Raw genomic sequence first — 18,774 nt, 5'->3', positions numbered from 1 at the left:
CCATGGCAGCCGGCACCGGCGGTCGGGGGCGCCGGTGGGTCACAGCCGCCTCCCCGGTGCTCCTGCCGGTAGCGAGCGCGGGACTCGTACTCACCCTCTGGTGGGGAGCGGTGGTCGCCTTCGACATCCCCCGCATCCTGCTGCCCGGCCCGGCCGAGGTGGTCTCCGAACTGATCCGCCTCCGGCACCGGCTGTGGGAGCAGGGCCTGGTCACCCTCACCGAGACGGTGGTCGGATTCGGCATCACCACCGTCGCCGGCCTGCTGCTCGGCTCCGCGATCGCGGCTTCCCGAATCGTCGACCAGGCAACCACCCCGTGGCTGGTGGCGTTCAACGCGGTTCCCAAGGTAGCCCTGGCGCCGATGCTGGTGGTGTGGCTGAACCTCGGGATGCAGCCGCGGATCGCGATGGTGGTGCTGGTCTCCTTCTTTCCGGTAGTGCTGGCGACCTCGGCCGGACTGCGCTCCACCCCGGTCGAACTGGTGGAGCTGGCCCGTTCCTGGGACGCCTCCCGGTGGCGAACCTTCGCGAAGGTCCGATTCCCGTACGCCCTGCCGCAGATCTTCATGGGGTTGAAGATCGCCATGCCGCTGGCATTGATCGGTGCGGTCGTCGGAGAGTTCGCTGGCGGCAACACCGGGCTCGCCTTTGTCATCCGCACCGCCAGCGCCGGCGGCAACACCGCCCTCGCGTTCGCCGCGATCGTGGTCCTCAGCCTCATGGGCATCGGGCTCTTCTACGCCGTGGTGGCGCTGGAGCGGCTGCTGCTGCCGTGGGTGCGGGCGGTTACCGCCTGACCCATGGCCGGCCGGCGACGGCCGTCACCAGTGCCGTCACAGCGTGAACTCCGGCAGGTCCGGCACCGTGCCCCGGGCCACGGTGGCCCCCAACCGACGCAGGTCTTCGGCGAGGCCCGGGTAGCCGCGGTCCACGTGGTGGACGTGGCTGACCTCGGTGACGCCGTCGGTGCACAGGCCCGCCATCACCAGGCCCGCGCCGGCCCGGATGTCGGTGGCCCGCACCGGCGCGCTGGAGAGCCGCTCCCGGCCCCGGACAACCGCATGGTGGCCATCGGTCTGCACCTGCGCCCCGAGTCGCATCATCTCATTGATGAACATGAACCTACCGTCGAAGATGTTCTCCGTGATCAACGAGGCGCCGTCGCTGACCGAGGCCAACGCGATCGCCATCGGCAATAGGTCGGTCGCGAACCCCGGGTACGGCAGGGTCACCACATCTACCGAGCGGGGGCGCTCGTCCATCCGGACCCGCAGCCGCTGCGGCCCGGTCTCCACCAGCGCACCGGCGAGGATCAGCTTGTCAAGCGCGATCTCCAGGAACCGATGATCGACCCCGGTGATGGCGAGGTCACCCCGGGTCATCGCGGCGGCGAACGCCCAGGTGCCGGCGACGATCCGATCCCCGACACAGCGATGGCGAACCGGCCGCAGGCCCTCCACCCCCTCGACCTCCAGCCGGGAGCTGCCCGCCCCATCGATCCGCGCGCCCATCGCGGTCAACTGCGCGCACAGGTCGATGATCTCCGGCTCCCGGGCCGCGTTGTCGATCTCGGTGACCCCCTTGGCGAGCACCGCCGCCATCAGCAGGTTCTCGGTAGCGCCCACGCTGGGAAAGTCGAGCCAGATCGTGGCGCCGTGCAACCCCCGCGGCGCGTTGGCGATCACGAAACCGTGCTCATTGACCATCTCCGCGCCCATCCGGGCGAGGCCCTCGATGTGCATGTCGAGGCCTCGGGAGCCGATAGCGTCCCCGCCGGGGTGCGCCACCCGGGCATAGCCGCGGCGCGCCAGCAACGGGCCCAGCACGCAGATCGAAGCACGGAGCTGCCGCACCAGGTCATAGTCGGCCTCGGCGCCGGGCCGCTCCGGGACCGAGATGCTCAGCTCGTCGCCGTCGGCCCGCACGTCAGCGCCCAACCGCCGGAGCACCTCTGCCATCACCGCGATGTCGGTGATTCGGGGAACGTTGCTGACCACGGTCTCCCCTGGCGCCAGTAACGCCGCCGCCATCAGCTTCAGCGCCGAATTTTTGGCGCCCACCACCGACACGTCACCCACCAACCGCGCCCCGCCGGCCACCCGGATCACGTCCACGGGGGCCATCCTAGGGGTGACCGGCAACCACCTGATCGCACCGGTCACGGTGCGGCGCTGCGAGTTCGAGAGACTGCACATGGGTGAACGGACGGTTAGGCTGGCGCCATGTCCGTGCATCTGACTCGCATCTACACTCGCACCGGCGACAGCGGGAGCACCGCGCTGGGTAACGGCGAGCGGGTGGCCAAGACCGATCTGCGCATCGCCGCCTACGCCGACGTCGACGAATGCAACGCTGCGCTGGGGGTGTCGCTGGCGCTCGGTGCGCTGCCGGAACGAATCACCGAGGTGCTGACGGTGGTGCAGAACGACCTCTTCGATGTCGGGGCCGACCTGTGCAATCCGATCACGCCCGACCCCGCCTGGCCACCGCTGCGGGTCACCGACGACTATGTGACCCGGCTGGAGCAGTGGTGTGACGAGTTCAACGCCGATCTTCCCAACTTGGATTCTTTTATCCTGCCGGGTGGCACCCCCGGCGCCGCGCTGCTCCACACTGCGCGTACGGTCGCCCGCCGAGCCGAACGCTGCGCGTGGGCGCTCTGGGAGCAGGACCCCGAGCGCACTGGCCAGCTCCCGGCCACCTACCTGAACCGGCTCTCGGATCTGCTCTTCATCCTCGCCCGGGCAGCCAACCCCGAGGGCGACGTCAAGTGGGTCCCCGGCGGCGACCGGTTAGTCGGCGGTGGGCGGGAATGAATACAACGAGACCGCGCCCGGGGGCGCGGCCTCGATCCAGGACAGGAACCCGGTGAGCGTGGCGGGAGCCATCGCCAACTCCACCGGTGCGTGGTGGCTGGTACAGCGCAGGATCACCCAGTCCTCGCGGAGTGAGAACCGCTCCGAACCATCGGGAAGCCGCCGGCTCTCCACCGCCAGACTCCGCCGTTGCAACACGCGACGGGGCCGGAATGAGAAGCTGAACATTCGATACCAGCGGAGCTGGTCGCCGACGAGCCGGCCGAAGCCGGGCGCCCACCCTCGGCCCGCCACCAGCGTGGAGAGCCGAAGGTAGAGTTCGATCGCGTCACCGTGCCGGGTGAGCAGCCACCGCCGCAGCCAGAGCACCAGCAGGCCGACAGCCAGAATCAGCGCGCCGATGGCGATCCACTCCAAGATCCTCATCGGCCGACCGCCTCAGTGTGCCGCGGGTGATTCGGACGGCACCGCACTCTCGGCGAGAATGGTGACCCCCTCGGTGGTGACCGAGAGGAAGCCGCCGGCGACATGCCAGGCGTGCTGCTCCCCGTCGCCGAGTTTCAGCCTTACCTCGCCGGGCTCCGCGAGCTGGCCCAGCAGGGGCGCGTGGCCCGGCAGCACACCCAGCTCACCCTCGGTGGTCTTGGCGACGACCATCTCCACCTCGCCGCTCCAGACCTTCTCCTCGACGGCCACGAGCTCCACGTGCAGCTGCTTCGCCACAGCGCTCCTCTCCTTGACGGGACAACGGCGCGCCGGAGGGCACCGGACACCGACTGTGCCGCGTGTGCGGGGTTGCGCCGAGTTTAATAGGGCGACGCGAGCCTCCCCAAGCGGACCACGGCAACGTCACACATTCGGCTCCAAGGCACCGCCCGGACGACGCGAATCGCTGCCGTGGGGCGAGGCCCGACGTACGGCGGGACCGACCACTAGGGTGGCGGCATGACCTCAGCCACTCCCAACGCCAGCGGGGCCTCGGTCCCGCTGCGCCCGCTGACCGCCTGGGCGCTGCTGTTGTTCGCCGCGCTATCGGTCTTCTTCGGCTTCCTCGCCTGGATCTTCCCACCATCCCGGACCGACTTCTTCGGGCGGTTCGACACCGAGAGCTTCACCGGCCTGGCGGTGCTGGTGGCTCCGTTGCTGGCGGTGCTGCTGGTGACGAAGGTCGGGCCGGTGCTCTCGCAGGCGAAACTGGTCTCGCTAGCGGCCCTCGGGATCTACGGCGCGGCGGCGATCTTCGGCGCCCTAGCTTTCCTAATCACCTTCGCCAGCCGATTCGACGGACTAGAGGGCGGCATCTACGCCTTCGGCGGCGTGATCGCGCAGTTCGGGGACATCCTGCTCACGTTGCTACGGCTGGCGTTGCTGGTGCTCGCGATGCTCTGGACCTACCAGATCTTCAACGGGTTGGGCGGTCGGCTACCGCACCTGAACGTCGACGCCGACTAGCTCCAGGCGCGGTCAATCCACGACGAAGTCTGGATTCTCCAGGATGAACTGGTCCAGCTGCCCGTGCCGGAGCGCGCTGAACAGCTCCAACGCCTCCGGCAGCAGCGCCTCGCCCTGGTACGCCGACCCCTCACCGACGTTCTCCGCCGGCAGCGTCACCTGGGTCAGCTGGCCCGGTCGCAGGTCGCGTAGGGCGAACGCAAAGTCGATCGGGTCGTTGCCCCGACCATCGAAGACCAGCGCATCACCGGCGGCCTGAACAGTCCGGTCCAACGCGACCGGGTTGGTCAGCATGTCCCGACTCACCGCTTTCTCCAGCATCGCCTTCAGCACCATCTGCTGCAACTGCTGCCGACCAAAGTCGCTGCCATCGACCCCGTAACGCTGCCGGGAGATGTCCAGGGCCTGCCAGCCCTCCAGCTCGTTGACGCCCGCAGGGTAATACGCCTGCTCGCCGAGGTATCCCTCCCCGTGCGGGTTGAGCGGTCGGTGGCTGCCATCGGGGTGCCGGTGCCGGGAGTAGATCTCCTCGTCCAACTCGACGGTGATCCCGCCCAGCGCGTCCACCACCTCGACGAAGCCCTCGAACTGGATCACCGCGCCAGCGTCGAACCGTTCGACCCCGGTCAGCTGGCCGACGGTCTGCGCCAACAACCGGAACCCGCGCTCCAAGTTCGGAAGCTCCTCACCCGCCTGCTGCCGGGCACCGAGGAACATCGCCGAGTTGAGCCGGTCCTGCCCCCCGAGGTAGCCGGTCTCCGGGAACGCCGGGATCTCGACCAGCGCGTCGCGGGGCAGTGAGATCAAGTAGCCGCGGTCCATCTCCGCCGGCACGTGCAGGAGCATCACCGAATCGGCGCGAGGCGGCTCCTCGGGCCGACTCGGCCGGGTGTCCAGCCCGGCGAGCAGAAAAGTGAGCGGGCCTTCGATGTCCTCGCCGTAGTGTTCGTCGTCTTCTTCCCCGAACAGGTCGCCCTGGGTGATGGCGCCAGAGATCCGAGCGGACATCACCTCCGCGGCGATCAGCACGCTGCCGGAGGTAACCATCAGCAACGCGCCGAATGCAGCACAGAGCACCGCCCAACGAGGCGTACGTCTTTTCCGCTCCGGTGCCACCATCGCCTCCCATACTGCCCGAACCTGGGGGGTGTTATGCCACTGACACCCCCGCCATCTAGCCGGAACGGCCGCCGCGGGCGCGGCGGCCGTTAAATCCGGCGATGGTTTGGCCGAGCAGTCAGAAGTCCTCGCTCATCAGCCGCTGCGCGTTCCGCTCCAGGTCCTCGAGCCCACCACACATGAAGAATGCCTGCTCGGGGAAGTGGTCGTACTCGCCTTCGGTGAGCTTCTTGAACGCCTCGACGGTCTCCTTCACCGGGACAAACGACCCCTCCACGCCGGTGAACTGCTTCGCGGCGTAGGTGTTCTGGGAGAGGAACCGCTCGATCCGGCGGGCCCGGTTCACGGTGATCTTGTCTTCTTCGCTGAGCTCGTCCATACCGAGGATCGCGATGATGTCCTGCAGGTCCTGGTAGCGCTGCAGGATCCGCTTGGTCTCGGCCGCGACCGCGTAGTGCTCGGCCCCGACGAACTCCGGCGCCAGGATCCGCGACGACGAGGCGAGCGGGTCCACCGCCGGGTAGATCCCCTTGTCGGAGATCTTCCGCTCCAGGTTGGTGGTGGCGTCCAGGTGGGTGAAGGCGGTGTGCGGAGCCGGGTCGGTGTAGTCGTCGGCGGGCACGTAGATCGCCTGCATCGAGGTGATCGCCTTGCCCTTGACCGAGGTGATCCGCTCCTGCAGCTCGCCCATCTCGTCGGCGAGCGTGGGCTGGTACCCCACCGCCGAGGGCATCCGGCCCAGCAGCGTGGAGACCTCGGCGCCGGCCTGGGTGAACCGGAAGATGTTGTCGACGAAGAGCAACACCTCCTGGTTCTGGACGTCGCGGAAATACTCGGCCATGGTCAGCGCCGCCAACGCCACCCGCAGCCGGGTCCCCGGCGGCTCGTCCATCTGGCCGAAGACCAGCGCGGTGTCGCCGATGACGCCGCTGTCGGTCATCTCCAGGATCAGGTCGTTGCCTTCCCGGGTCCGCTCACCGACGCCGGCGAAGACCGAGGTGCCACCGAAGTTCCGGGCGACCCGGATGATCATCTCTTGGATCAGCACGGTCTTGCCCACGCCGGCGCCGCCGAACAGGCCGATCTTCCCACCGCGGACGTACGGGGCGAGCAGGTCGAGCACCTTGATGCCGGTCTCCAGCATCTCGGTCTTCGGCTCCAGATCGGCGAAGGCCGGGGCCTTGCGGTGGATCCCCCACCGCTCATTGACCTCAAGCTTCTCGCCGGGCTCCAGGTTCAGGCAGTCGCCGATGGCGTTGAACACCCGGCCCTTGGTGACGTCCCCGACCGGCACCGAGATCGGGCCGCCGGTGTCCCGGATCGGTGCGCCCCGCACCAGACCGTCGGTCGGCTGCATCGAGATCGCCCGAACCATGTTGTCCCCCAGGTGCTGGGCGACCTCCATGGTCAGGGTCTTCTCCTCATCGCCAAAGGTCACGTCCGCGTGCAGCGCGTGATAGATCTCTGGCATCGCGTCCCGGGGGAATTCCGCGTCGACGACCGGACCGATCACCCGAACCACGCGGCCAACGCCGGTAGCAGTCTCCACTGAAGCCATCACTCTTCACTTCCTGCCGCGGCGAGCGCGTTCGCCCCGCCGACGATTTCACTGATCTCCTGGGTGATCTCCGCCTGGCGGGCGGAGTTCATCTCACGCGTCAAACTCTGCATGACCTCTTCGGCGTTGTCGGTGGCGCTCTTCATGGCCCGCCGCCGCGCCGCCCACTCGCTCGCCGCCGCGTCGATCAATGCGGCGTAGATGCGGGTGTTGATGTACTTCGGAAGCAGGGCGTCGAAGAGCGTGTCCGGGTCCGGTTCGTACTCGTACGCCGGAAGGATGATCTCCTCGGTCTCCTCGGCCTCCTCCACCTGCAACGGAGCCAGGAAGTTCGCCACCGGGGTCTGGGTCATCAAGCTCTTGAACTGGGTGTGCACCACGTGCAGCTCATCCACGCCCGACACCCCGTCGGCGCCGGGGCCACCGTCGACATCGTCGGCACCGGCCTCGAACGCCTCGATCAGGGTCTGGCCGATCTCCCGCGCATCGTCGAACGTGGGCTGGTCGGAGAAGCCGGTCCAGCTCTGCGCGATCTCCCGGCCGCGGAAGGAGTAGAAAGCCACCCCTTTGCGCCCGACCACGTACAGCTGGACCTGCTTGCCCTCGTCCTTGAGCTTGGTGATGAGCTCCTCGCAGGTGCGGATGGCGTTGGCGTTGTAGGCGCCGCAGAGGCCCCGGTCGCTGGTGATCACCAGGACACCGGCCCGGCGGACCTGCGACCGCGGGACCAGCAACGGGTGGTTGATGTCCGCGGTGCTCGCCAACGCGGTCAGCACGTCGGTGATCGCGTACGAGTACGGCAGCGAGGCCGTCACCCGCTCCTGTGCCTTGGCGATCCGGCTGGTCGCGACCAGCTCCATCGCCTTGGTGATCTTCTTGAGCGACTTCACCGACGTGATCCGCCGGCGAAGCACCCGCAACTGCGCAGCCATTAGCTAACCTTCTTCGCCAACCTCGCCCGTACCTCGGTCATCGCTTCTTCGGAACGACTCGCTTGACGGTCTCCCGGCGGGTGGCGTCCTCGTCGATCGCCTCGGCCTCGGGTTCGTTCACCCGGACCCCGTCCTCACCGGCGAGGAACGCCTGCTTGAAGCTGGTGATCGCCTCTTCCAGCGACTTGATGATCTCGTCGTCCCAGACCCCGTCCCCGATCGAGGCCAGCACGCCGGGGTTCGCGTGCCGCAGATGCTGCAGGAACTCGCCTTCGAACCGGCGCACGTCCCCGACCGGCAGGTCGTCGAGCTTGCCGTCGGTGCCGGCCCAGACCAGCACCACCTGCTCCGCCACCGGCACCGGCGCCTCGTTCGGCTGCTTCAGCAGCTCCACCAGCCGGGCACCGCGCTCCAGCTGCATCCGGCTGGTGCGGTCCAGGTCCGAGGCGAAGAGCGCGAACGCCTCCAGATCCCGGAACTGCGCCAACCCCAGCCGCAGCGTGCCCGCGACCTTTCGCATCGGTTTGATCTGGGCGTTGCCGCCGACCCGGGAGACCGAGGTGCCGACGTTGATCGCCGGTCGGACCCCCTGGTTGAACAGGTCGGTCTGCAGGAAGATCTGCCCGTCGGTGATCGAGATGACGTTGGTCGGGATGAACGCCGAGATGTCGTTGGCCTTCGTCTCGATGATCGGCAGGCCGGTCAGCGAACCGCCACCCAGCTCGTCGGAGAGCTTGGCGCACCGCTCCAACAACCGAGAGTGCAGGTAGAAGACGTCACCCGGGTACGCCTCGCGGCCCGGCGGGCGCCGCAGCAGCAGCGACATCGACCGGTACGCCTCGGCCTGCTTGCTCAGGTCGTCGAAGATGATCAGGACGTGCTTGCCCTGGTACATCCAGTGCTGACCGAGCGCCGAGCCGGCGTAGGGGGCGATGTATTTGAAGCCGGCCGGGTCACTGGCGGGTGCGGCGACGATGGTGGTGTACTCCATCGCCCCGTGCTGCTCCAGCGTGTGCTTGACCGATGCGATGGTGGTGGCCTTCTGGCCGACCGCCACGTAGATGCAGCGCACCTGCTTGGTCGGGTCGCCGGATTGCCAGTTGGCCCGCTGGTTGATGATCGTGTCGGTCGCGATAGTGGTCTTGCCGGTCTTCCGGTCACCGATGATCAGCTGTCGCTGGCCCCGGCCGATCGGAGTCATCGCGTCGATCGCCTTGATCCCGGTCTGCAGCGCCTCGGTCACCGGCTGCCGGGCGACCACGTTCGGGGCCTGCAGCTCCAGCTCCCGGAGCGTCTCGTGCTCGACCTCGCCGAGGCCGTCGATCGGCTTGCCGAGCGCGTCGACCACCCGACCCAGGAAGGCGTCACCCACCGGCAGCGAGAGCACCCGGCCGGTGCGCTTGACCTGCTGCCCCTCCTCGATGCTGGTGTACTCGCCGAGGACCACCACACCGATCTCACGGACATCGAGGTTCTGCGCCATGCCCAGGGTGCCGTCCTCGAACTCCAGCAGCTCCTGCGCCATTGTGGAGGGCAGGCCTTCGACCCGGGCAATGCCGTCGCCGGCCTCGGTGACGACCCCGACCTCCTCGCGAACAGTAGACGGGGTGTACTCGTCGAGGTACCGCTGCAGTGCGCCGCGGATCTCCTCCGTCGAGATGGTCAGCTCGCCCATCGGTTTCCTTCCCTGGGTCCTTCCTAGCCTGATGCCAAAGCATTGCGGGCCTGGGCGAGCCGGTGCGCAACGGTGCCGTCATAGAGATCGGCCCCCAACTGCACCCGTGCCCCGCCGAGCACCCGCGGATCGACTGTCGTCTTCACAGAGACGTCTCGACCGTAGCGCGCCGACAGGGCCGTACCCAGCCTGCGCTCTTCACTGTCGGTCAGCGGCGTGGCCACGGTCACGTACGCCACGCTGCGATCACGCCGTTCGGCGGCGGCCTCGACCAGCTTGATCAACGCCCCCTCCACGCTACGCCCACCGAGCCCACCCAACGCGATCTTTACCGCGGCGACGGTAGTGTCGATGGCCTTGCCCGCCAGCAGCGAGTCCACCAGCGTGGCCCGCTGCTCGACCGGCGCTCGCCGGTCGCCCAGCGCGGCGGAGAGCTGCTGGTCGCCGGCGACCAGCTGGCTGAACCGGAACAGCTCGTCCTCGACCTCGGCGATCTCGCCGGCTCGCTCGCTGCTGGCGAAGAGCGCCTGCACCGCCAGCTGTTCGCAGCCCTCAAGCAGCTCAAGCGCCGATGACCAGCGGCCGCCGACCAGGGTGTCGAGTAGCTCCCGGGTGTGGTCGCTGACCTGCCGGCCGAGCAGACCTCGCAACAGCGCCGCCCGATCCTCGCCCGGGCGGGCGGGATCGGAGAGCGCGCGCCGCAGCTGCACCTGCCCGGCGAGCAGCCGGGCCACCGCCAACAGCTGGTCGGAGACCGTGCGCAGCTCCGCCGGGCTGGCGCCGCCATTGGCGAGCGTGTCGAGCTGCTCCAACGCGGCGGCGTACGACTGGCGGCTGGCGGCCTGCATCAGCGCGCCCCCGCCGTGGCGGCGCCACCGTTGGGCGACTCCTGCTCCGCCGACTCCAGGTCGGACAGGAAGCGCTCGACCGTGCCGGCGCGCCGGGCCTCATCGGCGAGCGACTCGCCAATGATCCGGCTGGCCAGCTCGACCGAGAGCGTGCCGATCTCGGCCCGCAGCTCGCGGACCAGGGTGGCCCGCTCCGCCGCGAGCGCGTCCCGACCCGCCGCGATGATCCGCTCGGACTCTTCCCGCGCCTGGGCGAGCACGTCGTTGCGGATGCCCTCGGCATCCGCCCGGGCGTCGTCGCGGATCCTCGCCGCCTCGGTCTTGGCCTCGGCCAACTGAGTCTGGTACTGCTCCAGCAGTCGGTTCGCCTCGGCCTGCGCCGCCTCGGCCCGCTGCAGACCGCCCTCGATCTTCTCGGTCCGCTCCTCGTAGATCTTCTCGAACCGAGGAGTCACGAACTTCCGAATGACGAACAGCAGCAGCAGAAAGGCGACGAGCCCGACGATGATCTCAGAGGTGTGCGGGAGAACCGGATTAGGGTCTCCCGCGGCCGCCCATAGCATCGGCGTGTCCACGACGTCTCCTCTCGAAACGGCTAGGTCAGGAGGCGAGGAAGAACAGCACGAAGCCGATCAGCGCAAGCACCTCGACCAGGGCGAAGGTGGTGAAGGCGATACCCACCAGCTTGCCCTGCGCCTCCGGCTGCCGGGCGGTGCCGATGATGACCGACGCGAAGATGAGGCCAACGCCGATGCCGGCGCCGATCGCACCGAGACCGTAACCGATGACCGCGAGGCCCGGGTTGATGCTCTCGGCCTGCGCAAGCACGATGTCCGTCACTTGTTATCCCTTTCCGTCTGTCCTCCGCACGGTGCGGAAACCAGGCTGGTTATTACCTTGTCGGCGTGGCCGGTGCCACGGGGGCCGCCCACTAGTGATCCGCCGCCAGCGCCATCCCGATGTAGCTGGCCGAGAGCAGCGCGAAGATGTATGCCTGAATCGACATGATCAGGGCTTCCAGGAAGGTGATCGCGATGACCGCGAGGAACGACAGCCCGGCGACCGCCTTCAGTAGACCATCCCCGTAGACCAGCAAGAACTCGCCGGAGAGCGCGAACACCAGGATCAGCATGTGGCCGGCGAACATCGCGGCGAAGACCCGGACCGCCAGGGTCAGCGGGTTCACCACGAACTTGGAGAAGAACTCGATCGGCGCCAGCAGCAGATAGACCAGCTTGGGCGCGCCGGGCGGGAAGAGTTGGTTCTTCAGGTAGCCACCGAGGCCGAACTTCCGGATCCCCACGAAGTGGTAGACCGGGTAGACCACCAATAGCGCCAGCGCCAGCGGGAAACCGATCTGCGACATCGTCGGAAACTGGATCACCGGGACGATGCCGTAGATGTTGTTCACCAGCACGAAGGTGAAGAGGCTGACGATCAGCGGCACAAACGGACGAAACTCCTTGGCACCGATCTGCTCCCGGGCGATGGTGTTCCGGCCGATGTTGTAGACCGACTCGCCGAGGAACTGGAACTTGCCAGGGACCAACTGCGACTTGCGGGTGCTCAGCAAGAAGAAGAGCGCGATGATGACGACCGAAGCGACCACGAGCAGCATGGGCTTGGTGACACCGGCGAAGATCGCGGGCAGGTCGAAATCGCGTGCGCCTGGGGGTTCGAATTCTTCGCCAACAGCCAGCACCTGCGTGCTCAACTGGACTCCTTCCGGTTCTCCTGGCAGCCGCATGCTGCCGGGGGAATCGTCATGATCTGCCGTCAACGTACCTGACGAGCCGCGCCAAACCTCCGGGGGGCACCGTAAGGCGCCTCCATCGGTAGCGGACCCTACCAGGCGATCAGGCACATGCCGTGGGGGGGTGTCGGCGCCCGGACCCGGTTATCCGCCCTGCGCAGGGATGATGGTGGGCAGCCGGGTCCGCCAGAAGGCGACCAGCTCGGCGACCGCCCACGCCACCACCACCGCCAGCACCGAGAGCGCCAGCGCGGTCGGGTGCAGCGAACTCACCCCCCGCAGCGGCGCGACCACCGCCATCAGCAACCCGATCTTGATCGCGTAACTGCCCATCGCCGCGCCGAAGAGCGCCTCCACCGGCAGCGGCGCGGTCAGGTGCATCAGCCCGATCGTCGCCAGCGACGAGACGAAGCCGAGGGCCACCCCGACCGCGGCGCCCAAGAGTCCGGGCCAGCCAGCGAACGCGCTGGAAAGCGCCAGCGCGACCAGCGCCGCCGCCGCGCCGAACCCGAGACCGGTCCGCAGCATCGCCGCAGCCAACGCCCGAACCGACTCGGCGTGGGTCTCGACCTTGGGCGCGGGTCGCTGCCTCACCTGAACCTCGCACTGTGACGGGGGAAAGAATTCGCGGTGAACCCTGCGGTCCGGCCGCGGCCCCCAGCGTACCGACCCGGCTCGGGGGTCACGGCAACAGTTGCCGCGGGTCGAAGCGCATCGGGAACGGCTCGACCGCCTCGAAGACCTGCCCGGCCGTGGCCTCGACCACCGGCTCGTAACGGCCGTCGGTCAACCGGAAGAGCTGGGCCGACGCGTGGCTGAGCCGACGGACCAGCTCGACCCGCAGGAAATACGGCACCCCACCCTTGGCGCACAAATCGGGGGTCGCGACGAAGTCCTTGCGCCGATTGCTGCGGGAGACGAACTCGACCACCATCGTGCAGTACGCCGACGGGACCCACCGGTCCTCCTCATCGGTCTTCGGCAACGTGTGCAGAACCGTGAGGTCGGGTTGGATCCAGGTGCCCTCGTCGAATTTGAGGTTGACCGGGCCGGAGAGCGAGAAGCCCGCCGACTCCGCAGCGTCTGCGACCAATCGCGCCAGTTTCAGCTCCCCCCAGCTGTTGGTGTGCACCTCGGTCGGGGACACGAAGAGCCTCCCGTTGACAGACTCGTAGCTCGCGGAGGGCAGCTGGGGATCCGGCAGGAACCGGTCGGCCAGCGCGGTGGTCCACAGACCATCGAGGTCGACGAGCGGATCAAAGGCCGGCGCTGCCATGATCACACCCCTCCCGCCGGTCGGTGTCGATACCCGACCCAGTGTAGTCGCGGATCACTCCTTCAACGTGGCCACCAGACCGGTGGCGAGCGGCCGCAGCGTGTCCTCGATCTCCTCGGCGACCCGGGTGAAGGTCTTCTCCCCCCGCCCCCACGGATCGTCGAGGTCGTCACCGGGTAGCGACGCCGCGTCTCCCCGCAGCCGCTCCACCGCCGCCACCAACCCGACCCCCCTGGCGAACACCCCGTCCGGGGTGAGTTCTGGAGCCGGCAGGCCAGCCTCGGTCACCAGCCGCAGCAGCCGGCCGAACTCGCCGAGCACGAAGGTACGCCCGGCCGCGTCCGGGCGCAGCGCGGTCACGTAGAGCTGCTGGTCGGCGGTGGCTACCAGCACCAGGTCGGCGGCGTCGAGGTGTTCCGAGCGCAGCCGCCGGGCGGTGAACCCGGTCGGCTCCCCGCCCCGGCCCCGGACCTGCCGGGCCGCCGAAGGGTGCATCTCCTCCCCGGCGTGCCAGCCGCCGGTGCCGGCGCTGTGGCTGTGCACCAGGGCGTCCGCCTCGGCCAGCGTCACCCCGGCGGCCTCCGAGATCGCCACCGGCAGCAGTCGTTCGGCCATCGGCGACCGGCAGATGTTGCCCATGCAGACGTGAAGCACCGTAAACGGCGGCATGGTCATGCTCCCGTCACCGACTCGGACTCCGGCACCACCAGGTCGGGCACGACCTCGCGAAGCCGGTCGACGCCGATCGAGCCGGCGCGGAGCAGCTCCGGCTGGGAAGTGGTCAGATCCACAATTGTAGATGGTAAAGCGGCCGGGCTGGGGCCGCCGTCCAGATATACCCGCGCCGAGTAGCCGAGCTGCTCCTGGGCCTGCTCGGCGGTCACCGCCGGCGGCTGGCTGCTCTTGTTTGCCGAGGTCACCGCCATCGGACCCACCTCCCGCAGCACCTCCAACGCCACCGGGTGCAGCGGCATCCGCACCGCCACCGTGCCACCGGTCTCGCCGAGATCCCAGTCGAGGCTCTTCGCATGCTCGACGATGATCGTCAACGCGCCGGGCCAGAACGCGTCGGCCAACGCCCGGGCCGGTTTCGGTAACCGGTAGGCCAGCCCATCGAGGGTCTTCCGGGAGCCCACCATCACGATCAACGGCATGTCCCGGTTGCGGTCCTTGGCCCGGAACAGCGCCTTGACCGCATGCTTCTTGAAGGCATCGCACCCGAGGCCGTAGAGGGTGTCGGTGGGCATCACCACGAGGTCGCCCCGGCGGGCAGCGGCCACCGCCGCGGCGGTCCCGGAGTCTCGCTCGGCCGGGTTCCGGCAGTCGTACAGTTTCACAAATCGCTAGTCTGCCACCCGCCGGGCGGTAACGTAGCGCGGGCGACCGGTCAAATCGCGATGAATCGCGATCTCGGCGAACCAGGGCGACAACAGCGCCGGCAGCGCCGGTGGCTGGGTCTCGTCGTGCTCCAGCCCGAACCACCCGCCGGGGCGCAGCAGCGCCGCGGCCCGGGCCGCCAACGGCCGGATCACGGCCAACCCGTCTGGGCCGGCGAAGACCGCCTCGGGCGGGTCATGATCGGCCACCTCCGGTGGCGGTCCGTCGCCCGGCGACGGCTCCGGCACGTACGGCGGGTTACTCACGACCAGGTCGACCGTGCCGTCGAATTCCGCCAGCACCCGCGGGTCGGTGGCGTCCCCGACGACCACCTCGATCGGCCGATCCCCGGCGGCGGCCCGGGCGGCGGCGTTCCGCCGCAGCCAGGCCACCGCTGCCGGAGAACGCTCCACCGCGACCACCCGGGTGGCCGGCGAACCGTGCGCCAGCGCCAACGCCAGCGCGCCGCTGCCGCTGGCCAGGTCTACTGCGAGCGCCCCGCCGACGGTCAGCGCCCACTGGGCCAGCAGTTCGGTCTCCGGCCGGGGCACGAAGACCCCGGGACCGACCGCGAGCTCCAACCGACCGAACCCGGCCACCCCGGTCAGGTGTTGCAGCGGCACCCGCCGCGCCCGGTCGGCGACCAGCCGCCGGAACTCAGCCAGCGCCGCCGGGGTGAACCCCGCCACCAGCACCAGCCGGCTCCGGGGCACGCCCAGCACGTGGGCGGCGAGCACCAGCGCGTCGCTGCGGGCCGAGTCCACCTGCGCCCGGGTCAGCGCCGCGGTCGCCTCCCGCACCGCCTCGGATACCGGTACCACCGTGGTCACCCTGGCTGTATACCGCTAACCACGCACGGGACTTCCCCTAGGGGGTGGTGCGTTTCTCACTCGCCCGTCAGATAATGCTCGTGGGCGGGGGGCTCAGCCGGTTCGCGCGGGTTCTAGGGACGGAGGCGGTGCGTGGGGTGGCGTGACCGGGTCGGCGACGCTACTGATGCGCTCTCCGCGATTCGGAATCTGATGATCGGCGGCCGGATGGCCGCTGCGCTGCGCGCGGCCGAGACGGCCGTGGCCGGCAGCACCAACCCGTACCTCCGAGCCCACTCTCACGTGCTGCGGATAACCGCGTTGGTCAACCTCGGCCGGACCGCGCAATACACTGCGGCGGTCGACGAGGCGTTCGCCGCGCTACGGGAGCTGCCCGAGCCACAGCTGCACGGGCACCTGCACGCGGTGGCTGCGCTCGCCTCCCGCCAGCTCGGCGCCCCGGAACGCAGCCTCACCCACCTGGTGCACGCCGCCCGGGCGTTGGGGGTCGCCACCGGCGACGACCCGGACCTGGCCTGGGGCTGGCACGACCTGGCGATGGCCTACTCGTACCTGGGCTTCCACCCGCACTCGCTGAGCGCGATCGAACGAGCCCGCCAGCTCGGGGTGCCCAAGGGCATCCCGGCGGAGCACTTCGCGCAGCCCGGCATCCGGCTGCGGATGGCGTTGTCGATCGATCACAACGGGGACACCGACGGTTGCCTACGGGTGTTGCGGGACCTCAGCACGGAGTTGGAAGGCTACGCCCGGCAGCGGCTGCGCCCCAGCGACCGGGTGTCGTACGGCTACGCGATCGCCCGCCAGGCGGCGTTGGACGCGCCGACCGGGGCCGACCCCCGACCATTGCTCTCCGCCGGTGCCGAGGGGCAACGGGCCCGCGACATGCGCATGCTGGGCGAGGTCTGCCTGCTGGTCTCGGCAGGTAAGGCCACCGACGCGCTGAGCCGGCTGGACGCGGTGACCGTGTCGCAGGAGACGCTCGGCCCGGCCGAACCGGCCCGACTGCGCAGCCTCGCCTTCTCCGCCGCCGGTGACCATCCGGCGGCGCACCAGGCAGACCGGTACGCGTTCCGGATCGCGGCCCAGCGCACCGACCGGCTCCGGGATGTCTTCCTGGAGGGGATCGCGGCCCGGCTGGATCATGAGGATGTCCGCCGGTCGGTGGCGAACCGCGACCAGGGTTCCTTGACCGACCCGCTCACCGGCCTGGCTAACCGCCTTTACCTGGACCGTTACCTGGCCGCCATGGTGGGTCGCGGCGAGCGCGCCATGGTGGGCACGGTCGATCTGGACGGACTCGCCAGCGTCAACGACCGGCACGGGCGGCTCTCCGGTGACCTGGTGTTGCAACGGGTCGCCGGCGTGATCGCCCGGGTGCTGCGCAGCGGCGACTTCGTGGCCCGGTTCGGCAGCGACGAGTTCGCGGTGGTGCTCCCGAACGCCTCGGCCGACCAGGCGCAGCAGGTCGCACGGCGAATCGGCGACGCGGTCGGCGCCGAGGACTGGGCGAATCTGGTCCCCGGGAGCACGATCGGGGTGACGGTCAGGTGGGCAAGCACCTGACCCGGCGGATGCTCAGCGGGCCAGCGCCGGGTCCCCGGCGAGCCGGGCCTGCCGGTCGGCTTCGCTGATCGCATCCAGCAACCCATCGAGGTCACCGTCGAGCACCAGGTCCAGGTTGTACGCGGTGTAGTTGATCCGGTGGTCGGTGACCCGGTTCTGCGGGAAGTTGTAGGTGCGGATGCGCTCCGACCGGTCGACCGTGCGCACCTGGGCCCGCCGGGCGTCGGCGGCGGCGGCGTCGGCCTCCTGTTGCGCGAGGGCGAGCAGGCGGCCCCGCAGGATTCGCATCGCCTGCTCCCGGTTCTGCAGCTGGCTCTTCTCGTTCTGGCAGGAGACGACGATGCCGGTGGGCAGGTGGGTGATCCGGACCGCGGAGTCGGTGGTGTTCACCGACTGGCCGCCGGGGCCGGATGACCGGTAGACGTCGATCCGCAGATCATTCGGGTCGATGGTCACCTCGACCTCCTCGGCCTCGGGCACCACCAGCACCCCGGCGGCCGAGGTGTGGATCCGCCCCGCCGACTCGGTCACCGGCACCCGCTGCACCCGGTGCACCCCGCCCTCCCACTTCAGCCGAGACCAGACGCCGTTTCCGCCGTCGGGCGCCCCGCGGGTCTTGACCGCCAGCGCGACGTTCTTCACTCCCCCGAGGTCGGACTCCTGACTGTCGATGATCTCGGTAAGCCAGCCGTGCCGCTCCGCGTAGCGCAGGAACATCCGGAGCAGGTCTCCGGCGAACAGCGCCGACTCGGCCCCGCCCTCGCCGGCCTTGATCTCCAGGATGACGTCCTTGGCGTCGTGCGGGTCCCGGGGTGCGAGCAGTTCGGCGAGCCGCTCCTCCAACGGCGCGATCTTCGCTGCCAGGCTCTCCGCTTCGCTGGCGAAGGTCGGATCCTCCGCCGCCAGCTCGCGCGCGGCGGTCAGGTCGTTGCGGAGCGCGTCGAGTTCGGTCGCGGTCTTGTAGATCGGGGTGAGTTCGGCGTACCGCCGGCCCACGATCCGCGCCCGGCCCGGGTCGGCGTGCAGCGCCGGATCTGCCAGCTGTTGTTCCAGCTCGGCGAACTCCGCCAACAGATCAACGATCCGGGGCTGCACGGTGGTCATGGTGGTTCCTTCTCGAGCAGTGACGGATGGACGAATCGTCGGGCGCGCACAACGCCCGCCCGTACCTCGACGGGCGGGCGCGCACGACCGTCGCCGCTACCGCTTGGCAGCCGTCTTGCCGCCAGCCTGCTTGCCGGCCTTGGCGTACTTCTGCTGGAACTTGGCCACTCGACCGGCGGTGTCGAGCACTCGCTGCTTGCCCGTGTAGAACGGGTGGCAGACATTGCAGGTCTCCGCATGGATCACGCCGTTGGCGGCGGTGCTGCGGGTGGTGAAGGAGTTGCCGCAGGAGCAGTTGACCTCGGTCGTTACATACTGCGGGTGAATATCCGGCCTCATCGGCTCTGGTGTTCCTTTCGTCATGGTCGCCGGGTCGCCGTCGTCACCGAGGCGAGAACTCGCCCGCCCCGGCTCAGGCGTGAACCGGTACCTGGCATCGACCTTCTAGTGTGCCACGCACCTTCGGCCGAA

Annotated in this window: 22 protein-coding genes; 4 read left to right on the top strand and 18 right to left on the bottom strand. The window is 69.2% G+C overall.

The annotated features are described in order from the left end of the window. Positions 1 to 2 precede the first annotated feature (2 nt). Positions 3 to 797 carry an ABC transporter permease gene (locus tag JQS43_RS05915; protein WP_239678054.1) on the top strand — a complete coding sequence of 265 codons (795 nt, stop codon included), beginning with the start codon at positions 3 to 5 and terminating at the stop codon, positions 795 to 797. Positions 798 to 833: 36 nt separating this feature from the next. Here the strand turns inward: JQS43_RS05915 and murA are convergent, their stop codons facing one another. Next, positions 834 to 2,123 (bottom strand): UDP-N-acetylglucosamine 1-carboxyvinyltransferase, encoded by a 1,290-nt coding sequence (gene murA / locus JQS43_RS05910; protein WP_239678053.1) that lies wholly within the window; start codon positions 2,121 to 2,123, stop codon positions 834 to 836. 99 nt (positions 2,124 to 2,222) lie between these two features. On the opposite strand from murA, the gene JQS43_RS05905 reads away from it, so the two are divergent. Continuing rightward, complete coding sequence (locus JQS43_RS05905; RefSeq protein WP_239678052.1) at positions 2,223 to 2,816, top strand: cob(I)yrinic acid a,c-diamide adenosyltransferase; 594 nt, start codon at positions 2,223 to 2,225, stop codon at positions 2,814 to 2,816. On the opposite strand, the gene JQS43_RS05900 is transcribed toward JQS43_RS05905, so the two are convergent. Continuing rightward, positions 2,793 to 3,242, bottom strand: coding sequence for a DUF2550 domain-containing protein (locus JQS43_RS05900; RefSeq protein WP_239678051.1), 450 nt, complete (start codon positions 3,240 to 3,242; stop codon positions 2,793 to 2,795). The two genes, JQS43_RS05905 and JQS43_RS05900, sit on opposite strands and share 24 nt — an antisense overlap. 12 nt (positions 3,243 to 3,254) lie before the next feature. Beyond that, positions 3,255 to 3,539, bottom strand: a complete 285-nt coding sequence (locus JQS43_RS05895) for a F0F1 ATP synthase subunit epsilon (RefSeq protein ID WP_239678050.1) — start codon at positions 3,537 to 3,539, stop codon at positions 3,255 to 3,257. A 222-nt stretch (positions 3,540 to 3,761) separates the two neighbouring features. Between JQS43_RS05895 and JQS43_RS05890 the strand changes: the two genes are divergently transcribed. Further along, positions 3,762 to 4,268, top strand: coding sequence for a hypothetical protein (locus JQS43_RS05890; protein ID WP_239678049.1), 507 nt, complete (start codon positions 3,762 to 3,764; stop codon positions 4,266 to 4,268). Positions 4,269 to 4,280: 12 nt separating this feature from the next. Here JQS43_RS05890 and JQS43_RS05885 read toward each other — a convergent pair whose 3' ends face one another. The 13 genes from JQS43_RS05885 to prmC form a co-directional block, all read right to left on the bottom strand. Beyond that, entirely contained in the window at positions 4,281 to 5,387 is a 1,107-nt protein-coding gene (locus JQS43_RS05885; protein ID WP_239678048.1) for an LCP family protein, read from the bottom strand. 118 nt (positions 5,388 to 5,505) lie between these two features. After that, positions 5,506 to 6,945 (bottom strand): F0F1 ATP synthase subunit beta, encoded by a 1,440-nt coding sequence (gene atpD / locus JQS43_RS05880; RefSeq protein ID WP_239678047.1) that lies wholly within the window; start codon positions 6,943 to 6,945, stop codon positions 5,506 to 5,508. Then, complete coding sequence (locus JQS43_RS05875) at positions 6,945 to 7,877, bottom strand: F0F1 ATP synthase subunit gamma (protein WP_239678046.1); 933 nt, start codon at positions 7,875 to 7,877, stop codon at positions 6,945 to 6,947. The genes atpD and JQS43_RS05875 overlap by 1 nt, the downstream gene beginning before the upstream one ends. Positions 7,878 to 7,914: 37 nt before the next feature. Continuing rightward, positions 7,915 to 9,552 carry a F0F1 ATP synthase subunit alpha gene (gene atpA / locus JQS43_RS05870; protein ID WP_239678045.1) on the bottom strand — a complete coding sequence of 546 codons (1,638 nt, stop codon included), beginning with the start codon at positions 9,550 to 9,552 and terminating at the stop codon, positions 7,915 to 7,917. A gap of 23 nt (positions 9,553 to 9,575) precedes the next feature. Beyond that, the gene (locus tag JQS43_RS05865) at positions 9,576 to 10,400 is read right to left on the bottom strand and encodes a F0F1 ATP synthase subunit delta (RefSeq protein WP_239678044.1); all 825 of its coding nucleotides are present in this window, start codon (positions 10,398 to 10,400) and stop codon (positions 9,576 to 9,578) included. Continuing rightward, positions 10,400 to 10,963, bottom strand: a complete 564-nt coding sequence (locus JQS43_RS05860; RefSeq protein WP_239679326.1) for a F0F1 ATP synthase subunit B — start codon at positions 10,961 to 10,963, stop codon at positions 10,400 to 10,402. The genes JQS43_RS05865 and JQS43_RS05860 overlap by 1 nt, the downstream gene beginning before the upstream one ends. Before the next feature lie 37 nt (positions 10,964 to 11,000). After that, positions 11,001 to 11,240, bottom strand: coding sequence for an ATP synthase subunit c family protein (locus JQS43_RS05855; protein ID WP_420847653.1), 240 nt, complete (start codon positions 11,238 to 11,240; stop codon positions 11,001 to 11,003). 91 nt (positions 11,241 to 11,331) lie between these two features. Beyond that, positions 11,332 to 12,114, bottom strand: coding sequence for a F0F1 ATP synthase subunit A (gene atpB, locus JQS43_RS05850; RefSeq protein ID WP_239678043.1), 783 nt, complete (start codon positions 12,112 to 12,114; stop codon positions 11,332 to 11,334). A 183-nt stretch (positions 12,115 to 12,297) separates the two neighbouring features. Next, entirely contained in the window at positions 12,298 to 12,747 is a 450-nt protein-coding gene (locus tag JQS43_RS05845) for a Cg1360 family ATP-synthase-associated protein (RefSeq protein WP_239678042.1), read from the bottom strand. Between the two features lie 88 nt (positions 12,748 to 12,835). Next, entirely contained in the window at positions 12,836 to 13,429 is a 594-nt protein-coding gene (locus JQS43_RS05840; RefSeq protein ID WP_239678041.1) for a Uma2 family endonuclease, read from the bottom strand. 54 nt (positions 13,430 to 13,483) lie between these two features. Then, complete coding sequence (locus JQS43_RS05835; protein WP_239679324.1) at positions 13,484 to 14,098, bottom strand: arsenate reductase/protein-tyrosine-phosphatase family protein; 615 nt, start codon at positions 14,096 to 14,098, stop codon at positions 13,484 to 13,486. Between the two features lie 2 nt (positions 14,099 to 14,100). Then, complete coding sequence (locus JQS43_RS05830; RefSeq protein WP_239678040.1) at positions 14,101 to 14,766, bottom strand: L-threonylcarbamoyladenylate synthase; 666 nt, start codon at positions 14,764 to 14,766, stop codon at positions 14,101 to 14,103. A 6-nt stretch (positions 14,767 to 14,772) separates the two neighbouring features. After that, positions 14,773 to 15,636, bottom strand: a complete 864-nt coding sequence (prmC, locus tag JQS43_RS05825) for a peptide chain release factor N(5)-glutamine methyltransferase (RefSeq protein ID WP_239678039.1) — start codon at positions 15,634 to 15,636, stop codon at positions 14,773 to 14,775. 132 nt (positions 15,637 to 15,768) lie between these two features. Here prmC and JQS43_RS05820 point away from each other — a divergent pair, with 132 nt between their 5' ends. Next, a complete protein-coding gene (locus JQS43_RS05820; protein ID WP_239678038.1) occupies positions 15,769 to 17,199 on the top strand; it encodes a GGDEF domain-containing protein in 1,431 nt (476 codons plus the stop codon). 12 nt (positions 17,200 to 17,211) lie between these two features. Here JQS43_RS05820 and prfA read toward each other — a convergent pair whose 3' ends face one another. Further along, on the bottom strand, positions 17,212 to 18,303 hold the full coding sequence (gene prfA, locus JQS43_RS05815; protein WP_239678037.1) for a peptide chain release factor 1: 1,092 nt from the start codon (positions 18,301 to 18,303) through the stop codon (positions 17,212 to 17,214). Positions 18,304 to 18,399: 96 nt separating this feature from the next. Further along, positions 18,400 to 18,642, bottom strand: coding sequence for a 50S ribosomal protein L31 (gene rpmE / locus JQS43_RS05810; protein WP_239678036.1), 243 nt, complete (start codon positions 18,640 to 18,642; stop codon positions 18,400 to 18,402). Positions 18,643 to 18,774: the final 132 nt, after the last annotated feature.

It is taken from the genome of Natronosporangium hydrolyticum (genome assembly GCF_016925615.1).
Classification (GTDB): domain Bacteria; phylum Actinomycetota; class Actinomycetes; order Mycobacteriales; family Micromonosporaceae; genus Natronosporangium; species Natronosporangium hydrolyticum.
The sequence above is the reverse complement of the archived record's forward strand: the minus strand, read 5'-3'. Positions and strand labels throughout refer to the sequence as shown.

Bases quoted from the DNA above. Each gene is read 5' to 3' on its own strand.
- JQS43_RS05915 (WP_239678054.1), top strand. From the start codon at position 3: ATGGCAGCCGGCACCGGCGGTCGGGGGCGCCGGTGGGTCACAGCCGCC.
- murA (WP_239678053.1), bottom strand. From the start codon at position 2,123: ATGGCCCCCGTGGACGTGATCCGGGTGGCCGGCGGGGCGCGGTTGGTG.
- JQS43_RS05905 (WP_239678052.1), top strand. From the start codon at position 2,223: ATGTCCGTGCATCTGACTCGCATCTACACTCGCACCGGCGACAGCGGG.
- JQS43_RS05900 (WP_239678051.1), bottom strand. From the start codon at position 3,242: ATGAGGATCTTGGAGTGGATCGCCATCGGCGCGCTGATTCTGGCTGTC.
- JQS43_RS05890 (WP_239678049.1), top strand. From the start codon at position 3,762: ATGACCTCAGCCACTCCCAACGCCAGCGGGGCCTCGGTCCCGCTGCGC.
- JQS43_RS05885 (WP_239678048.1), bottom strand. From the start codon at position 5,387: ATGGTGGCACCGGAGCGGAAAAGACGTACGCCTCGTTGGGCGGTGCTC.
- atpD (WP_239678047.1), bottom strand. From the start codon at position 6,945: ATGGCTTCAGTGGAGACTGCTACCGGCGTTGGCCGCGTGGTTCGGGTG.
- JQS43_RS05875 (WP_239678046.1), bottom strand. From the start codon at position 7,877: ATGGCTGCGCAGTTGCGGGTGCTTCGCCGGCGGATCACGTCGGTGAAG.
- atpA (WP_239678045.1), bottom strand. From the start codon at position 9,552: ATGGGCGAGCTGACCATCTCGACGGAGGAGATCCGCGGCGCACTGCAG.
- JQS43_RS05865 (WP_239678044.1), bottom strand. From the start codon at position 10,400: ATGCAGGCCGCCAGCCGCCAGTCGTACGCCGCCGCGTTGGAGCAGCTC.
- JQS43_RS05860 (WP_239679326.1), bottom strand. From the start codon at position 10,963: ATGCTATGGGCGGCCGCGGGAGACCCTAATCCGGTTCTCCCGCACACC.
- JQS43_RS05840 (WP_239678041.1), bottom strand. From the start codon at position 13,429: ATGGCAGCGCCGGCCTTTGATCCGCTCGTCGACCTCGATGGTCTGTGG.
- JQS43_RS05835 (WP_239679324.1), bottom strand. From the start codon at position 14,098: ATGCCGCCGTTTACGGTGCTTCACGTCTGCATGGGCAACATCTGCCGG.
- prfA (WP_239678037.1), bottom strand. From the start codon at position 18,303: ATGACCACCGTGCAGCCCCGGATCGTTGATCTGTTGGCGGAGTTCGCC.
- rpmE (WP_239678036.1), bottom strand. From the start codon at position 18,642: ATGAGGCCGGATATTCACCCGCAGTATGTAACGACCGAGGTCAACTGC.